The organism is Geodermatophilus siccatus (genome assembly GCF_900103785.1).
GTDB lineage: Bacteria > Actinomycetota > Actinomycetes > Mycobacteriales > Geodermatophilaceae > Geodermatophilus > Geodermatophilus siccatus.
Genome location: NZ_FNHE01000009.1, coordinates 101230 through 117198, shown reverse-complemented (window position 1 = coordinate 117198; position 15969 = coordinate 101230). Strand labels below are relative to the sequence as shown.

The following is a 15969-nucleotide window of genomic DNA, read 5'->3' as shown; positions in this document are numbered from 1 at the left end:
CTGAGGGTGGCCGCGGGGACGGCCGGGAGGAGTGGGGCCCGGAGGGTCCCCGACGAGTGGCCGGCCGGGCTCCACGGCGGTCGGGGACGGCACCCCGGCCGCGGGTATGGCGGCCTTGAGGAGTGGGGCCCGGAGGGTCCCCGACGAGTGGCCGGCTGGGCTCCACGGCGGTCGGGGACGGCACCTGGCCGCGGGGCGGGTCCCTGGGAGCGGGGGGCCGGAGGCTCCCCCGAGCAGGGACGGGCTGGGCTCCACGGCGGTCGGGGACGGCACCTGGCCGCGGTGCGGGTCCCTGGGAGCGGGGGGCCGGAGGCTCCCCCGAGCAGGGACGGGCTGGGCTCCACGGCGGTCGGGGACGGCACCTGGCCGCGGTGCGATCCGGAGGATCGCAGTGTCACCGTGTCAGCGGCTGAGGACGACGCAGGCGGGGCAGACGTCGCGGGCCGGGGCGGGCCACGGCTGCTCGACGTCGACGCGGGCCAGCGAGCCGCAGAGGGTGAGCTCGCAGGCGCCGTCGACCTCGGCGGTCGGTCGGTGCAGCTCGACGGCGTGCCACAGGGCGGCCGTCGGGCCGTGCGGGCGGCTGCGGGCGGCGACGACGGTGGCGGCGGCGAGGGTGGGGGCGCTCATGCCCAGGGTGTCGGCAGCGCGCCAGGACAGGGTCAGCGTCGACAGGGGTCCCCTCACCCGGACGGGTGAGCGGCTCACCCGGAGGCGGGCCGGGCGGGTCTCGCCGGCCGGGGGCAGGATGCGGGACATGGAGCTGACGAAGCACGGCCATGCCTGTGTCGTCCTCAGCGAGGACGACCGGCGGCTCGTCATCGACCCGGGGGTGTTCACCGACCCGTCGGTGCTGCAGGGGGCGACCGCGGTCCTGGTGACCCACGAGCACGTGGACCACTTCGCGCCCGACGTGCTGCGCGCGGCCATGGACGCCGACCCCGCCCTGGAGGTGTGGACCAACGGGTCGGTGGCCGGACATCTCGACGGCGCGGCGGGCCGGGTGCACGTGGTGGGGGACGGCGACGCGCTCACCGTCGCCGGCTTCGACGTCACCGTGCACGGGGAGCTGCACGCGGTGATCCACCCGGAGCTCCCGCGGGTGGGCAACGTGGGGTTCCTGGTCGGTGGGGTGGTGTTCCACCCGGGTGACGCCTTCACCGTCCCCAGCGAGCCGGTGGCCACGCTGCTGCTGCCGGTGCACGCGCCCTGGTCGAAGACCGCCGAGGTGATCGACTACGTGCGGGCCGTGGACGCCGACCAGGCGTACGCCGTCCACGACGGACTGCTCAACGACACCGGGCTGGGGTTGGTCGGGGGCCTGCTCGGTGAGCGGGGCCCGGGGACGCCGACCCCGTACAGCCGCCTGGCCCCGGGGGAGTCGGTCGAGCTCTGAGCCCTGCGGGGACCGGGCTCAGCGGACGGCGCGGTTGCGGGCTGCGGCCACGCCCTCGGCGACGCCGACCAGCAGCACGGCGGCGAGGACGGCGAAGAGGAAGCCCCAGAAGTTCAGCTCGGTGATCGAGCCGACGTCCAGCCAGTCGGCGAGGAGACCGCCGAGGACCGCTCCGGCGACGCCGAGCAGCACCGTGGCGAGGACGCTCATCCGCTGGCGTCCGGGCTGGAGCAGCCGGGCCAGGGCCCCGATGACCAGGCCGACCGCGATGAGGCCGAGGATCTGCACGGCTTCTCCCTCGTGTTGCGGGCCGGGGACGCGGGCGCCGTCCAGCCGGCTGCCCCCGGGGGGCTCCGTCGAGCTCCGAGCCCCCCGGGGACCAGTGGTCAGCGGACGGCGCGGTTGCGGGCTGCGGCCACGCCCTCGGCGACGCCGACCAGCAGCACGGCGGCGAGGACGGCGAAGAGGAAGCCCCAGAAGTTCAGCTCGGTGATCGAGCCGACGTCCAGCCAGTCGGCGAGGAGACCGCCGAGGACCGCTCCGGCGACGCCGAGCAGCACCGTGGCGAGGACGCTCATCCGCTGGCGTCCGGGCTGGAGCAGCCGGGCCAGGGCCCCGATGACCAGGCCGACCGCGATGAGGCCGAGGATCTGCACGGCTTCTCCCTCGTGTTGCGGGCCGGGGACGCCGGAGCTGATCGCCGTCCGGTCGTCGATGCCGGCCAGGTCGACCGACGCGCCGCCGCGCACGATCGGCACCCGCTCGTTGCGCAGCACCTGCACCCCCAGGGTCGGCAGGTGGCGCAGCCACGCGGTCGTGTCGACGAAGTACTCGTGGTTGCCGGTCACGAAGTAGACGCCCTGCTCGCTGACCAGGTCGGCCAGCGGGGCCACCTCCTCGCGCAGCTCGCTGAGCTCGCCGTCGACCAGGTCGCCCACGATCGCCACGACGTCGGGCCGCTGGGCGTTGACGATCTCGACCAGCCGCTCGAAGCGCCGTCCGCCGTACAGGGCCGACAGGTGGCCGTCGGAGAAGGTGACGATCCGCAGCCCCTCGAGGGCCGGGTCCAGGCCGGCGAGCGTGATCGGCACCCGGCGGACCACGGGGGCGCTGTTGGCGAGGTAGGCGCCCGTGCCGGCGGTGCCCAGCGCGACCGCTCCCGCCGTCACCGCGAGCCCGCGGGCCAGGAGCAGCCTCCGCGACAGGTCTGCAACCCCGTCGTCCTGCCGGGCGGCACCGCGGCCAGGTGCCGTCCCCGGTCCGGGCTGAGCCGCCGCGTCGTCGCTGCGCGGAGCCCTCCGGGCCCCGCTCGCGACGAGCGGCTCGTCCTCGGCGAACCTCGTCGGGCTCGCCGCGCCCCGGGACCGGCGCCGCAGGACCGGCCTCACCGGCTCGAGGGCGAGCAGGGTCAGGAAGAGGTAGAACGCGGTGCCCAGCCAGCTGAAGCCGACCCACTGCACCACGGTGCTCAGCGCGGAGTCCTCGCGCCGCAGCAGGACCGCTCCCATCGGCAGCACGGCGAGGACGACCACGCCCAGCGTCAGCAGCCGCCGGGTCCGGCCGGGCGGGGTGGTGCTGCGGACCAGCCGCCACCACAGGTAGCCGTGCAGCAGCAGCACGGCCAGGAGGACGACGGTGGCGAACCCGAGCAGGCCGATGAGGGACAGCGGAAGGACCTCCTCGCCCCCCACCATGGAAGGACCCCGTCCTACCCGCCCTTCGCACGCTCGGGGCGGTGCCCTGGACGGGGCCAGCGGCGGGACCCGGCAGGGGTGGGGGCCTCGCTCAGGCTAGCCCGGCCACCGTCTTGACCGCGCGGCGCAGGCCGGGCTCCAGTGCCCAGAACTCCGCCTCGGCGGCCGCGGCCCGGGCCTCCTCGAGGCCGTGCAGCCGGCCGTAGGTCCAGGCGTTCTCGCCCGCGGCGAAGGCGGCCCGCCCGACCCGCACAGCGACGTCCCGGGTGACGACGGTGTCCTGGGCCGCCCCGAGGAGGTCCTGCACCTGCTTGGTGCAGACGATGAGCGCGCCGGCCGGCTCGCCGACCTCGGCCTCGGCCACCTCCGCGGTGTAGCGCACCCGCTTGGCGGCCTTGCGGACCTCGTGCAGGCGCTCGTGCCGCTGCTCCCCCTCCACCTCACGGGCCGCCGCGACGGCGCGGCGCAGCCGCTTCCCGGTGCGCCGGACGGCGTCGGTCAGCTGCTCGCGGGCGGGCGCGGCGGCCAGCTCGGTGAGCGGCGGCTCGGCCAGCAGCGCGTCGAGGGCGTCGAGCAGCCGCAGGTAGCGCCGGTCGGTGAGCGTGCGGGTGACCCGGCGGGCCCCGGTCTGGTGGTCCTTGACCTCGGTCTGCCGCAGGCGGGCGGCGACCGGCCCGAGCACCAGCTCGACCGGCTGGGCGACCACCAGCTCGCGCAGGTGGGACAGCGCCACCTCGGTGTCCCGGGCGCCGGAGAGCTGCGCGCCCACCCACTGCAGCTCGGCGCGCAGCGGGTCGGTGTGCTCGCGGTCCAGCACGGGGCGGAACGCGGCGAGGATGCTCCGCAGCCGGCGACAGGCCACCCGCAGGTCGTGCACGCCCTCCGGCTGCTCGGTGCGCACCGCCAGGTCGGCGTCCCGCAGCGCCCGGAGCTGCCCGGCCACCGCGCCGAGGACCACCTCGCCGGCCGTGCGGACCGGGCCCTTGTCCTTCCGCGCCTTCTTGCCCTTCTTCGCCGTCGCCCCGGCCTCGGCCGGCTCCGGAGCGGGGGGCGCCGGCGCCGGCAGCCGCCCGTCGAGCACCCGCGCGACCTTGGAGGGGACGGCGGCGGGTCGGGCGCCGGCCGCGACGAGCCGCTCGGCGACCGCCTGGAGCAGCGTCTCGTCGCCGTCGACCAGCTCGACCTCGACCTCCCGCCAGGTGGTGACGGTGGCCGGCTCGCCGGGTGCGGTCGCGAGCGCCGTGCCGACGACGGCGTCGTCGGCCACCTCGGCCAGCACCCGTCCGTCCTCGTCCAGCAGCCGGTGCACCACCCGGCGGGTGGAGAGGGTGGCGACCGGCTCGGCCGCGGCGGTGCCCAGCAGACCGAGCAGGGGGGCGACGACGGCGCGCGGGGCGGTGCGGGCCGCCCGGCCCAGTGGCTGGTGCAGCTCGCGCCGGGCGCCGTCCGCCCCCGGGAGCTTCACGTGCCAGCCGGCGTCGGCTCCGCCGGTGCGCCGCCGCAGCGTCACGCGGGAGCGCAGCAGCCGCAGGTCGGGGGTGTCGTAGTAGGTGGCCTCGAGCGACTGCTCGTCCGGGTCGCCGACCGCGGCGACCCCTCCCACGCCGGTGAGATCCGGGAGGGCGAAGGTCTCGTCGGCCTCGAACTTGCGCTCGACCTCGACGTGCACGGTGGTCACAGGTGTCACGGTAGGCGGACGCGCAGGTCAGCACAGCGCGGTCGCCGCGCAACGACCCATGTTCGGCCGGTGTCCCGGGTGGGCACGCTGGACCCGGCAGGTCCCGTGGGGGCCCTGCGCGGACGAGGGGAGCCGACCCGGTGTTGAGCGAACGAGAACTGTCCGCGGCGATCGGCAGCGCTGCCTACGGCCCGGACGGCGAGAAGATCGGCACGGTCGAGCACTTCTTCACCGACGACCGCACCGGCGCCCCCACCTGGGTGGCGATCTCCACCGGGCTGTTCGGCACTCGGCACTCCGTCGTGCCCGCGACCGAGGCCACCTTCACCGGGGGCGCCGTGCGGCTGCCGGTCACCAAGGAGGCCGTCCGCACCGCTCCGTCGGTCTCCGACCAGCACCTCGACCCCGAGGCCGAGGCGCTGCTGCGCCAGCACTACGGCCTGGACGCCGGGACGTCCCCGGCTGGGACGACGACGGCCGGGGACGCTGCCGGCACGACGACGGCCGGGGGGACGGCCGGCACGACGACCGCGGGTCCCGCGCCGGCCGGGACGACGACGGCTCCCGCCGGCGACGACTCCACCACCCGTGACCTCTCCCGGGTGCCGGTCGACCCCGGCGCGGGCGGCCCGCGGCAGGACACCGTCGGCACCGACCGGGCGGCTGCCGGGGACGCGACCGTGCCGGTCGCCGCCGTGCCGACCCCGCCGGCCAGGGACGGCGCCATGACCCGCAGCGAGGAGCAGCTGCGGGTGGCCACCGAGCGCTACGCCGCCAAGCGGGTGCGGGTGGTCAAGTACGTGGTCACCGAGGAGGTGCAGGTCACCGTCCCCATCCGCCGCGAGGAGATCCGGATCGAGGAGGTCCCCCTGGACGACGGCGCCCCCGCGACGGCCGGCGCTCTCGACGCGGTCGGCACCGGCGGACTGCCGGAGACGATCGTGCTGCACACCGAGCGACCGGTCATCGGCACCGAGGTCGTGCCGGTGGAGCGGGTGCGGCTGCGCACCGAGTGGGTGCAGGAGCAGCAGCAGGTCCGCGACCAGGTGCGCCGCGAGCGGGTCGACGTCGACCAGGACCGCCGGGACCAGGAGCGCACCGCTCAGGACCGCCTCGGCCAGGAGCGCATCGGCCAGGAGCGCATCGGCTAGGCCCGCCGGTCGGGAGGCTCTGCCGTCAGCGCCGGTCGGCGAGGAACTGCAGCCGCTCGCGCGTAGCGGTCACCTCGGCGGGGTCGACGTCGGCCACCAGCACCGTCTCCACGCCCGCGGCCGTCGCCAGCAGCTCGCCCATCGGGCTGACGATGCGGCTGTCGCCGGTGTGCTCGGTGCCGCCGCCCGCTGTGCCGACGCGGTTGCAGCCCACCACGTAGGCCTGGTTCTCGATCGCCCGGGCCTGCAGCAGCGTCTGCCAGTGCAGCCGGCGGGCGGCCGGCCAGTTCGCCGTCACCAGGTAGACGTCGGTGTCGAGCGCGGCGGACCAGAAGACGTCGGCGAAGCGCAGGTCGTAGCAGACGAACGGGGTCACCCGGAGGCCGCCGACCTCCACGGTCACCGGCTTCTCCCCGGCCCGGAAGCGCTCGTGCTCGCCGCCGTGGGTGAACGGGTGCAGCTTGCGGTAGCGGTGCACCGTGCCGTCGGGGCCGGCCAGCACGAAGGAGTTGTAGGGCAGGTCGCCGTCCGGGGCGATCTCCGGGCAGCTGCCCGCCACCCAGACGCCGTGCTCGGCGGCCCGCTCCTGGAGGAACTGCGCCGACGGGCCTCCCTCGGGCTCCCCTATCCCCGGCGTCATCGAGAAGCCGGTCGAGAACGTCTCGCTGAGCAGCACGAACTCCGCCCCGGCGCCGGCCGCTCGCGCGACCAGCGGCGCCAGGCGCGCGAAGTTCGCCGCCCGGTCCTCCCAGACGATGTCGTGCTGGACCACCGCGAACCTCATGGCTGACCTCCCACACCCGCCCGACCCATCCCGCCCAGCCTGTCGACCGCCTCGGCCAGCACGGCGTCACCCTTGCAGAACGCGAAGCGCACGAGGTGGCGGCCCAGGTGGGCGTGCTCCGACGAGTAGAAGACCACCGTCGGGACGGCCACCACCCCCGCGCGCTCGGGCAGTGCCCGGCAGAACGCCAGGCCGTCCCCGTCGGGCTGCACCGGCCGGACGTCGACCGTGGCGAAGTACGTCGCCTCCGGGCACACCACCGGCAGGCCCGCGGCGGTCAGCCCCTCGACCAGCACGTCGCGGCGGTGCTCCAGGTCCCGCGCGATGCCGGCGAAGTACTCGTCGGGCAGCCGCAGCCCGGCCGCGACCGCCGGCTGGAACGGCCCGCCGTTGACGTAGGTGAGGAACTGCTTGGCCGTGCGGACGGCGGACACCAGCGGCGCCGGCCCGCAGATCCAGCCGACCTTCCAGCCGGTGACGTTGAAGGTCTTGCCGGCGCTGCCCACGACGAGGGTCCGCTCGCGCATGCCGGGCACGGTGGACAGGGAGGCGTGCCGGGCGCCGGTGAAGACCAGGTGCTCGTAGACCTCGTCGGCGAGCACCAGCAGCTCGTGCTCCATGGCCAGCGCCGCCAGCGTGCCGAGCTCCGCGCGGGTGAAGACCTTGCCGGTGGGGTTGTGCGGCGTGTTGAGCAGCAGCAGCCGCGCCCGCGGGGTGACCGCCGCGCGCAGCTCGGCGGGGTCGAAGGTCCACGGCCCGGTGCCGGACGGCGGGGGCCGCAGCGGCACCGGCCGGGCGACCCCGCCGGCCATCGCGATGCCCGCCGCGTAGCTGTCGTACATCGGCTCGAACAGGACGACCTCGTCGCCGGGCTCGAGCAGGGCCAGCAGCGCGGCGGTCAGCGCCTCGGTCGCACCCGCGGTGACCAGCACCTCGGTGTCCGGGTCGTGGGCGTGGCCGCCGAAGCGGTGCACGTGCTCGGCCACCGCGGTCCGCAGCTCCGGGATGCCGGGGCCCGGGGGGTACTGGTCGTGCGCGGTGCCGATCGCCGAGCGGGCGACCTCGAGCACCTCCGGCGGGCCCGGGTAGTCGGGGAAGCCCTGCCCGAGGTTGATCGAGCCCGTGGCGACGGCGAGCGCACTCATCTCGGCGAAGACCGTCGTCCCGAAGCCCTGCAGCCGGGACGACAGGTACGGCGCGCGCGTCATGGGGTCAGCCTGTCAGTTCCACGTGGAACCCCGCTCACCCCCGGCCATCCCCGCGGAGATGGCCGCTCAGCCGACGATGACACGGGTCGGCTCCCACGCCTCGATCCGCTCCTCGCTCGCTGCGATGCTCCCGCGGCTGTCAGCCGACGCGCACGTCCTCCATGCCCTCCACGCTGACCACGTCACCCCTGCGGACCTGCCGGCCGCGACGCTCCTCGGGCTCGCCGTTGACCCGGACCGTGCCGGTGAGCAGCACGTCCTTCACCTGGGCGCCGGTCGGGACGGCGTCCACCAGCTTGAGCAGCTGACCCAGCCGGATGGACTCCTCGCCCGGCCGCAGTTCCACGGTGCGCACGCGGCTCATGCTGTCAGCTCGTCGCCCACCGCGACCGTGCCGGCCCGGACGACCAGCGCCCCCACCGCGAGGCGGCCGTCCCGCTCGCGGTGGATGGTCTTGAGGACGCCGTTGTCGCGGCCGATCCCGCCGGGCTGCGGCCGGGTCACCATGACGCAGCGGTCCACCTGCTTGACGACGTCCAGCTCGGCGCCGCCCAGCCGCACCCGCCGGCCGACCAGTGCGTCCTCCCCCGCCCCCTCGAGGACGACGTTGGCGCGGAACCGCCGCCGGTCCCAGGTGCCCAGCGTGCCGGTGGAGACCAGCGACACCCGGGTGCGGGAGCTGTCGTGGAAGGCGCCGCGGGCGCCGGAGAAGGCGTCCCAGTCGTACTCGCCGGCCTCGCCGACCTCGTGGGGGTTCTCGTACCGGCGCTCGCCGGGCGCGTCCGCCGCGGCCCGCAGCACCACCGATCGGCCCAGCCGGTCCGACAGCACGGCGTCGTCGGAGGTGACGGTCCCGTCCGGCAGCACCACCTCGACGTGGCCGTCCGCGCGCAGCCGGCCGGAGAGGAACAGCAGGTCGGGCACCCGTCGGGCGGTCAGCCCGAAGCCGCTGTCGACGTCGAACAGCGCCCACTGCCGGTCGCCGGCCAGCCCCTCCGGACCGACCTCGGCGCCGGTCAGCCGCTCGCCCTGCAGCGACTTGACCGGGTACCGCCACAGCTCGGCGACCCGCACGTCACACCTCCCAGGTGAGGGTCCAGGTGCCGGACCACTCGGCGCCCGGGTCGAGGACGACGAGGTCGACGTGGTCGGCCAGTGCGTTCGGCGGGCAGGTCATCGGCTCGACGGCGACGCTGCGCCGGCGCTGCCCGACGCTGAGCGTGTCGCCGGTGAAGACCTGCAGCCACGACCAGGAGCCGTCGACGGCGAGCTCGAGGCTGCCCAGCGCCGCGCTGCGCAGCCGCACGCGGGCCCAGCCGTCGGCGTCGCGGTCGAGGTCGGTGACCGGGGTGTCCAGGGAGCGGTCGCCGATCCGGCCGATCGCCCCGGCGAAGGGACGCCGCTCGCCCGTCGGGAGCCCGCCGTCGTCGACCACCAGCTCGGTGCGGGCGGGCAGCTCCAGCTCGGCGTCGGCGATCCCGCCGTCCTCCTGCGCGCCGACGGCGAGGTACGGGTGGAAGCCGGCGCCGAAGGGGGCCGGCTCGGCGCCGGCGTTGCGCACCCGCATCGTCACGGCGAGCCGGCCGGGCTCAAGGGTGTGGTCGATCGCGGCGGCCAGCCGGAACGGGTAGCCGGAACGGGGCTCGACGACGGTGCCGACGGTCACCGCGCCGTCCCCGCTCTCCAGGACGCTCCAGGGCTGCCAGCCGACCAGGCCGTGCATGGCGGTGGGCTTGTCCGGGCCGGCCAGCTCCAGCTGCAGGTCGCGGCCGCCCCAGCTCCACCGGCCGTCGCGGACGCGGTTGGGCCAGGGCAGCAGCACCCGGCCGCGGCTGCCGCCGGGCACCGCGCCCGCGGGGTAGCCGTCGAGCAGTTCGCGGTCGCCGACGGTCAGCGTGCGCATGGCGCCGCCGCGCAGGTCGACGGCCAGCCGGGCGTCGCCGGCGGTGATCTCGACCTCGGTGGGCTCGGTCGCGGGCCAGGCAGCGCTCATGGGCTCCACCCCACCACACCGGGCCCGTCGGGGCGGCGAGTCGAGGAGCCGGATCAGGCCGGGTCGAGCACGCGCTCGTAGAACAGCGAGTCGTCGGCGTCGTCCACGTAGGGGCCGAAGGCAGGGATCGGCCGGTAGCCCGCACCCTCGTACAGCGCGACGGCCTCCGGCTGCCGCGGACCGGTCTCCAGCCGCAGCGTGGTCCAGCCGCGGTCTCGCGCGGCCGCCTCCAGCCCGGCGAGCACCAGCTTCGACAGGCCCCGCCCCCGCGCCGCCGGCAGGACGTACATCCGTTTGATCTCGGCGACGTCGTCCCCCAGCGGGCGCAGCGCGCCGCACCCGACCGCCTCGCCGCCGGCGTCGCGGGCGACCAGGACGACGGCGACGTCCGCGGCCGAGGGCGGCGTCCCGGGCTCCTGACCGCCCTCGTAGCGCGCCCGCAGCTCGGCCTGCTGGGCGGCGGTCAGCCGCTGGACGTCGGGGTCGTCCCAGGCGGCCGGGACGAGTCGCACGTCGGGCACGGCCCGACCGTACTGACGCGTTCCACGTGGAACCGGTGACGTCCGTCAGTACCGCCGGGCCCGCCCCGGCGGAAGACTGGAGCCCCGACCCGAGGAGGCCACCCCGATGCCCGAGCCGCACCTGCGCGCCGCTGACGCCGACCGCGCCGCCGTGGCCGCCCAGCTCGGTGAGCAGATGAGCGCCGGGCGGCTCACCGTCGCCGAGTACGACGAGCGCCTGGCCCGTGCCTACGCCGCCCGCACCTACGGCGAGCTCGAGGAGCTCACCGCCGACCTGCCGCGCCCGGCCGCACAGCCACCGGCGCCCGCTCCGGTCCAGCCGCAGCCCGCTGCGGCGCACGGCTGGCACCACGGCGGCTGGAGCGGCGGGCCCACCCGCGAGGCGGCCTGGCGCAACTGGGCCGTGACCGCCGTCATCGTGCTCACCGTCTGGCTCGCCACGGTGATCGGCTCCGGCGAGTTCCGCTACTTCTGGCCGATCTGGGTCATCGGCCCCTGGGGTGCGGTGCTGCTCGCCCAGACGCTCGGCCGGGGACGCGGCGACGACGACCGCCGCCGGTTGACCTGACGGCAGGGGTGACGGTCCCTGGAGTGGGTACAGCGACCCCGACCGCCCACGCCGCACCCCGGGGGACCGATGCACACGATGACCGAGCGCTTCACCGACGCGCTGCACCGCATCGACAGCGACCGCGACGTCCAGCCCATGGTGGACCTCACCGGGGACGACGCCGAGCTGGTGAAGCTGGACGAGCACCACCGGACGACGGGCAAGGACGGCGCGAAGACCTTCTGGGAGGACTACCGCAACGTCTTCGGCGCCCTGGAGACGACCTTCACGCACAGCGTCGTCGGTGAGGACAGCGCCGCCCTGGAGTGGACCTCGACCGGCACCCTGCGCAGCGGCAAGCCGTTCCGGTACCGCGGGGTGACCGTCATCGAGGGCGACGAGGAACGGCTCACCGGCGTCCGCACCTACTACGACTCCGCGGCCTTCATCCAGGAGCGCGGCGGCACCGCCTGAGAAAGGACCCCCTGCCCCCCTGCAGGGGGCCGCCGCGAGCGCCGGCCGTCGGCTCGCGCCGGGCCGCACTCCCCGGCGGCCACGTCACCCGCACGGGTGAACCGCGGTCAACCACCGCGCGGGACGGGCCGACCGGATCGGCATGAGCTCCACCCGCCCGATGGCCGAGCACGCTGCCCGGCGCGGCGCTCCCCTGTGGCTGTACCTCACCGCGCTGGTGTTCGTCCCGCTGCTCGGCGTCGCCGGGCTGACCGCGGTGATGGTCCGGTCCGTCGTGGTCGACGCCGACAGCGCCGCGCGCGCCGCCGCGGCCGTGGGTGCCGTCGCGCAGCTGGACGCCGTCCGCAGCGGGGTGGCGCACGAGATGATCCCCTCGCTGTCCCTGACGGTCATCGAGGACCCGGCCAGCGCAGCCGAGCTCGGGGTGCCCGTCGAGCAGGTGGCCACCCAGCGCCGGCTGACCCTGACCCTGCTGCAGCAGAGCCGGGGGGTGACCGACGACGTCCTGGGCTCGGCACCGGCGGATCCCGCCCGCTCGTCCGCTCTGGGCGGCGCCGCCCGTGAGGTCGCGGAGCTGCGCGCCCACGTCGACGCGCACGACCTGCGCGTGGACCTCCTCTACGACCGGTACCTGGCGCTCCTCGACGACCTGGGCTCCGCGCAGCAGGAGGCGGTCGCCGCGGCCGCGGCCGAGCAGGTCCCCGTCGCCACGCTGACGGCCACCCGCGACGTGCAGCTGGTGGGAGAGCTCGTCACCGCGGCCATCCGGCAGATGCCGAACTTCTTCGGCGCCCAGCTCGACTGGGACCGGTCGGCCGACTTCCGGCAGGACTGGCAGGCCGACTGGGCGGCCTACACCGACGCCCAGCAGGTGATGAGCCAGCTCTCCCAGGCCCCCCTGCGTGCGGAGTGGCAGGAGATCAGCACCTCCCCGGAGGTGACCACGGTCGACGGCGTGCTGGCCACCCAGGCCGGCGGCACCACCGCGGCTCCGCTGCCCCTCCCCGACCTGGTGCAGCTGGTGATCGGGACCTCGACCCGCGACACCGCCCTGACCGGCCTCCTGGACAGTGCCGTGGAGCGGGCCCGGGACCTGGCCGCCGCGGACCGGGACCGGGCCACGGGCCACCGCGACCTCATCCTGGGTCTCGGTGCCGGGCTCGTCCTGGCCTCGCTGCTCGGCGCGCTGTGGGTCGGGCACCGCATCTCCCGCGCCCTCGGCCTGGTCGCCGACCGGGCCGAGCGCATCATCCAGGGGAGCCTGGTGGACGTGGAGAGCGTCGGCCCCCGCGAGGTGCGCACCGTCTCCCGGGCCCTCGCCTCGGCCGTCGCCGGGCTGCGCCGCATCCAGCACCAGGCGCGGGCCATCGCCCGCGGCGACCTGTCCCACCCCGTCCTGGACGAGCCCCTTCCCGGGTCGCTCGGGCAGCTGCTCCACGCGTCCGTCGAGCAGCTCGTCAGCGCCATCCGCCAGCGGGACAGCCTGCAGTCCGCGCTGGCGCACCAGGCCGCGCACGACCCCCTCACCGAGCTGCCCAACCGGGCGCAGGCACTGTCCCTGGTCACGGCCGCGCTGCACCGCGGTCGGCGCTCCGGCTCCATGACCGGCCTGCTGTTCGTCGACCTCGACGGCTTCAAGGCGGTCAACGACGGGCACGGCCACGCGGCCGGGGACGAGGTGCTGCAGGAGGTCGCGCGCCGGCTGAGGAGCACCGTCCGTCCCGGGGACGTCGTCTGCCGGCTGGGTGGGGACGAGTTCGTCGTCCTCGTCGAGGAGAGCGGGTCCGAGCGCGACCTCCAGGGCCTCGCGGAGCGGCTGATCGGATCGGTCAGCGAGCCGATCACCGCCGACGGTTCCCAGGTGCGGATCGGCGCCAGCGTCGGGATCGCCGTCTGCCGCGACGCGGACACCGACGCCGACGCGCTCATCGCCGAGGCCGACACCGCCGCCTACCGCGCCAAGGACCGTGGACGTGGCCGGGCGGAGATGTTCGACGAGGCGCTGCGCCTGCAGCTGAGCGCCCGCTCCGAGATGGAGGCCGCGATCGCCGCCGGCCTGGCCGCCGGCGAGATGCGGCTGCACTACCAGCCCGTGCTCGACCTGTCCGCCGGCCGGCTGAAGGGCTACGAGGCCCTGGTGCGCTGGGAGCGACCGGGCGCGGGGATGGTGCCGCCCAACGACTTCATCCCCGTGGCCGAGGAGAGCAGCCTGGTCTGCGAGCTGGACCGCTGGGTCCTGCACGAGGCGACCCGCCAGCTGGCGGAGTGGCGGGTCGAGGCCCCGGTCGAGCCCGGCGAGCCCGAGCCCACCGTCGCGGTGAACGTCTCCGGCCGCCACCTCGCCGACCGGCGCATCCTCCAGGACGTCGCGGACGCCCTGGCGGCGTCCGGCCTCCCGCCCCGGCTGCTCGTCCTGGAGGTCACCGAGACCGTGCTGGTCAACGAGCCCGTGGCGTTCAGCCACCTCGCCGCGCTGCGGGAGCAGGGCATCACGATCGCGATCGACGACTTCGGCACCGGCTACACCTCGATCGGTCAGCTGGGGAACATGCCGGTGGACACCCTCAAGATCGACCGCAGCTTCGTCGCCTCGACGCAGCCCGGGCACCCGGAGCTCGTGGCCCTCATGATCCGCGCCGCGCACACCTTCGGGCTCACCGTGGTGGCCGAGGGCGTGGAGGAGGTCGAGCAGGTCGAGTGGCTCAGGGGCCAGTCGTGTGACCAGGCGCAGGGCTACCTGCTGTCCCGCCCCCTGCCCCCGGCCGACGCAGCGGCCCTGCGCCGGCCGACCGTGGGCGCCGTCCCCGCCGATCGCTGAACCGCCAGTCGGGACGGCCGGACCACGACAGCGGCGAGGCCCCGGGGATCCCCCCGGGGCCTCGCTGTCGGTGTGGGCAAGGGGGGAGTTGAACCCCCACGTCCTTCCGGACACACGGACCTGAACCGTGCGCGTCTGCCATTCCGCCACTTGCCCTGGCGAGGAACGACAGTAGCAGCCCCCGTGGCACGACCCGGGCAGGGGGTCGGTCGTCCTCCCAGGGGGTCTGCCGCGCTCCCCGGAACGTGAGTCGGTCCACGGCTGGCCGCTCCGCGGACGGCTACGATCATCGGTGGCAGACCGGACGACCGCGCGAGCGCAAGGGAGCGACTGTGGGTGTGCTGCAGCGCTTCGAGCGGCGACTCGAGGGCATGGTCGGACTGGCCTTCGCCCGGATCTTCAAGGGCAAGGTGCACCCGGCCGAGATCGCCAAGGCCCTGACCCGCGAGGCCGACGAGCAGCGCGCGGTGATGGGCGAGGGCCGGGTCCTCGCGCCCAACATCTACGACGTCCGGCTGGGCCCCACCGACCACGACCACCTCGCCGAGTGGTCCGAGCAGCTGGCCGCCCAGCTCGCCGACATGGTCACCGAGCACATCGAGGGCGAGGGCTACCAGGTCTTCGACACCGTCCAGGTGCGTCTGGAGCGCGACGAGCAGCTGCCCACGGGCGTCTTCGAGGTCAGCTCGCACGTCGCCGACCCGTCGGCGAAGCCGGGCCCGCGCCTCGACGAGCCGGTCGGCCCCCGCAGCGGCGCCGTCCCCCCGCTGCCCCCGCTGCAGGGCCGCATGGCCACCGACACCGGCCGGCAGGCGCCCTCCACGGTGGTCGGCCGCGCCGGCGCCAAGCCCGGCGTCACCCACGTCCTGCTGGTCGACGGCCCCGGCACGCGGCACGAGCTGACGACGGGGCGCAACGTGATCGGCCGCGGCACGGACGCCGACATCCGGCTGCCCGACACCGGCGTGAGCCGCAAGCACGTCGACGTCGTCCTGGACAACGGGACGGCGATCGCCGAGGACCTCGGCTCGACCAACGGCACCCTGGTCAACGGCCGGCGGATCACCCGCCAGCCGCTCGCCGACGGCGACGTCATCCGCATCGGACACTCGGTGCTGGTCTACCGGCAGGACGGGACGTGACCGAGCTCGCGAGGTCACGCATGAGCAGAGCACGCCCCGGCACGCGGCCGACGAGCGCCAGCGAGGCGGACGCGTGACGGCCGAGATCGTCCTGCAGATCTTCCGCTTCGGCTTCCTCCTGCTGTTGTGGCTGTTCATCTTCGCCGCCTTCCGGGTGGTCCGGGCCGACCTGTTCGGCGGCCGCGCCGGACGGGTGGCCTCGGTACCGCCGCGGGCCGCCGCCCCGGGGAAGAAGAAGACCCGCGGCGCCCCCAAGACCCTCGTCGTCACCGCCGGCCCGCTCACCGGCACGAAGATCACGCTGGGCGACCAGCCGATCCTCATCGGCCGCGCCGACGACTCGACCCTGGTGCTCACCGACGACTTCGCCAGCTCCCGGCACGCCCGGCTGACCAACCGCGGCGGCCAGTGGTACGTCGAGGACCTGGGCTCCACCAACGGCACCTACCTCGACCAGCAGCGCGTCCAGGGGCCGCTGCTCGTCGCGCCGGGTCAGCCGATCCGCATCGGGCAGACCGCGCTGGAGCTGCGCTCGTGACCCGCCGCCCCCGGGGGAGCCG

17 protein-coding genes and 1 tRNA gene are annotated in these 15969 nt (G+C 75.6%); 7 read left to right on the top strand and 11 right to left on the bottom strand.

Translation table 11 applies throughout. The features are described 5' to 3' along the window. Positions 1 to 402 precede the first annotated feature (402 nt). Entirely contained in the window at positions 403 to 759 is a 357-nt protein-coding gene (locus BLS21_RS25975) for a hypothetical protein (RefSeq protein ID WP_245700499.1), read from the bottom strand. Between BLS21_RS25975 and BLS21_RS16950 the strand changes: the two genes are divergently transcribed. Continuing rightward, complete coding sequence (locus BLS21_RS16950; RefSeq protein ID WP_091221093.1) at positions 758 to 1396, top strand: MBL fold metallo-hydrolase; 639 nt, start codon at positions 758 to 760, stop codon at positions 1394 to 1396. The two genes, BLS21_RS25975 and BLS21_RS16950, sit on opposite strands and share 2 nt — an antisense overlap. A gap of 18 nt (positions 1397 to 1414) precedes the next feature. On the opposite strand, the gene BLS21_RS16945 is transcribed toward BLS21_RS16950, so the two are convergent. The 3 genes from BLS21_RS16945 to BLS21_RS16935 form a co-directional block, all read right to left on the bottom strand. After that, entirely contained in the window at positions 1415 to 1684 is a 270-nt protein-coding gene (locus BLS21_RS16945; RefSeq protein ID WP_175479614.1) for a GlsB/YeaQ/YmgE family stress response membrane protein, read from the bottom strand. A 98-nt stretch (positions 1685 to 1782) separates the two neighbouring features. Next, on the bottom strand, positions 1783 to 3090 hold the full coding sequence (locus tag BLS21_RS16940) for a metallophosphoesterase (protein ID WP_245700498.1): 1308 nt from the start codon (positions 3088 to 3090) through the stop codon (positions 1783 to 1785). 91 nt (positions 3091 to 3181) lie between these two features. Then, positions 3182 to 4768: a CYTH and CHAD domain-containing protein gene (locus BLS21_RS16935; RefSeq protein WP_091221089.1), complete on the bottom strand. Its 1587-nt coding sequence runs from the start codon at positions 4766 to 4768 to the stop codon at positions 3182 to 3184. Positions 4769 to 4908: 140 nt separating this feature from the next. Here BLS21_RS16935 and BLS21_RS16930 point away from each other — a divergent pair, with 140 nt between their 5' ends. Further along, entirely contained in the window at positions 4909 to 5919 is a 1011-nt protein-coding gene (locus tag BLS21_RS16930) for a PRC and DUF2382 domain-containing protein (RefSeq protein ID WP_091221083.1), read from the top strand. A gap of 25 nt (positions 5920 to 5944) precedes the next feature. Here the strand turns inward: BLS21_RS16930 and BLS21_RS16925 are convergent, their stop codons facing one another. The 6 genes from BLS21_RS16925 to BLS21_RS16900 all read right to left on the bottom strand — a co-directional run bounded on the left by BLS21_RS16925 (position 5945) and on the right by BLS21_RS16900 (position 10425). After that, positions 5945 to 6703 carry a nitrilase-related carbon-nitrogen hydrolase gene (locus BLS21_RS16925; RefSeq protein ID WP_091221080.1) on the bottom strand — a complete coding sequence of 253 codons (759 nt, stop codon included), beginning with the start codon at positions 6701 to 6703 and terminating at the stop codon, positions 5945 to 5947. Continuing rightward, on the bottom strand, positions 6700 to 7911 hold the full coding sequence (locus BLS21_RS16920) for a pyridoxal phosphate-dependent aminotransferase (RefSeq protein ID WP_091221077.1): 1212 nt from the start codon (positions 7909 to 7911) through the stop codon (positions 6700 to 6702). Before BLS21_RS16920 ends, BLS21_RS16925 begins: the two co-directional genes overlap by 4 nt. Before the next feature lie 139 nt (positions 7912 to 8050). Further along, complete coding sequence (locus BLS21_RS16915) at positions 8051 to 8275, bottom strand: RNA-binding S4 domain-containing protein (protein WP_175479605.1); 225 nt, start codon at positions 8273 to 8275, stop codon at positions 8051 to 8053. Beyond that, the gene (locus tag BLS21_RS16910; protein WP_091221073.1) at positions 8272 to 8985 is read right to left on the bottom strand and encodes an MOSC domain-containing protein; all 714 of its coding nucleotides are present in this window, start codon (positions 8983 to 8985) and stop codon (positions 8272 to 8274) included. The genes BLS21_RS16915 and BLS21_RS16910 overlap by 4 nt, the downstream gene beginning before the upstream one ends. A gap of 1 nt (position 8986) precedes the next feature. After that, positions 8987 to 9904, bottom strand: coding sequence for an aldose 1-epimerase family protein (locus tag BLS21_RS16905; protein WP_091221069.1), 918 nt, complete (start codon positions 9902 to 9904; stop codon positions 8987 to 8989). A gap of 53 nt (positions 9905 to 9957) precedes the next feature. Continuing rightward, positions 9958 to 10425: a GNAT family N-acetyltransferase gene (locus tag BLS21_RS16900; protein WP_245700497.1), complete on the bottom strand. Its 468-nt coding sequence runs from the start codon at positions 10423 to 10425 to the stop codon at positions 9958 to 9960. A gap of 106 nt (positions 10426 to 10531) precedes the next feature. Between BLS21_RS16900 and BLS21_RS16895 the strand changes: the two genes are divergently transcribed. The 3 genes from BLS21_RS16895 to BLS21_RS26245 all read left to right on the top strand — a co-directional run bounded on the left by BLS21_RS16895 (position 10532) and on the right by BLS21_RS26245 (position 14267). Continuing rightward, the gene (locus BLS21_RS16895) at positions 10532 to 10993 is read left to right on the top strand and encodes a DUF1707 SHOCT-like domain-containing protein (protein ID WP_091221067.1); all 462 of its coding nucleotides are present in this window, start codon (positions 10532 to 10534) and stop codon (positions 10991 to 10993) included. 78 nt (positions 10994 to 11071) lie between these two features. Beyond that, positions 11072 to 11449: a nuclear transport factor 2 family protein gene (locus BLS21_RS16890; protein WP_217636173.1), complete on the top strand. Its 378-nt coding sequence runs from the start codon at positions 11072 to 11074 to the stop codon at positions 11447 to 11449. A 142-nt stretch (positions 11450 to 11591) separates the two neighbouring features. Then, positions 11592 to 14267: a putative bifunctional diguanylate cyclase/phosphodiesterase gene (locus BLS21_RS26245; protein ID WP_091221061.1), complete on the top strand. Its 2676-nt coding sequence runs from the start codon at positions 11592 to 11594 to the stop codon at positions 14265 to 14267. 73 nt (positions 14268 to 14340) lie between these two features. On the opposite strand, the gene BLS21_RS16880 is transcribed toward BLS21_RS26245, so the two are convergent. After that, a tRNA-Leu gene (locus BLS21_RS16880) sits at positions 14341 to 14423 on the bottom strand. Positions 14424 to 14599: 176 nt separating this feature from the next. Between BLS21_RS16880 and BLS21_RS16875 the strand changes: the two genes are divergently transcribed. Both BLS21_RS16875 and BLS21_RS16870 read left to right on the top strand, forming a co-directional pair. Next, positions 14600 to 15409: an FHA domain-containing protein gene (locus BLS21_RS16875; protein WP_091221058.1), complete on the top strand. Its 810-nt coding sequence runs from the start codon at positions 14600 to 14602 to the stop codon at positions 15407 to 15409. Positions 15410 to 15482: 73 nt separating this feature from the next. After that, on the top strand, positions 15483 to 15947 hold the full coding sequence (locus tag BLS21_RS16870) for an FHA domain-containing protein FhaB/FipA (RefSeq protein WP_091221056.1): 465 nt from the start codon (positions 15483 to 15485) through the stop codon (positions 15945 to 15947). Positions 15948 to 15969: the final 22 nt, after the last annotated feature.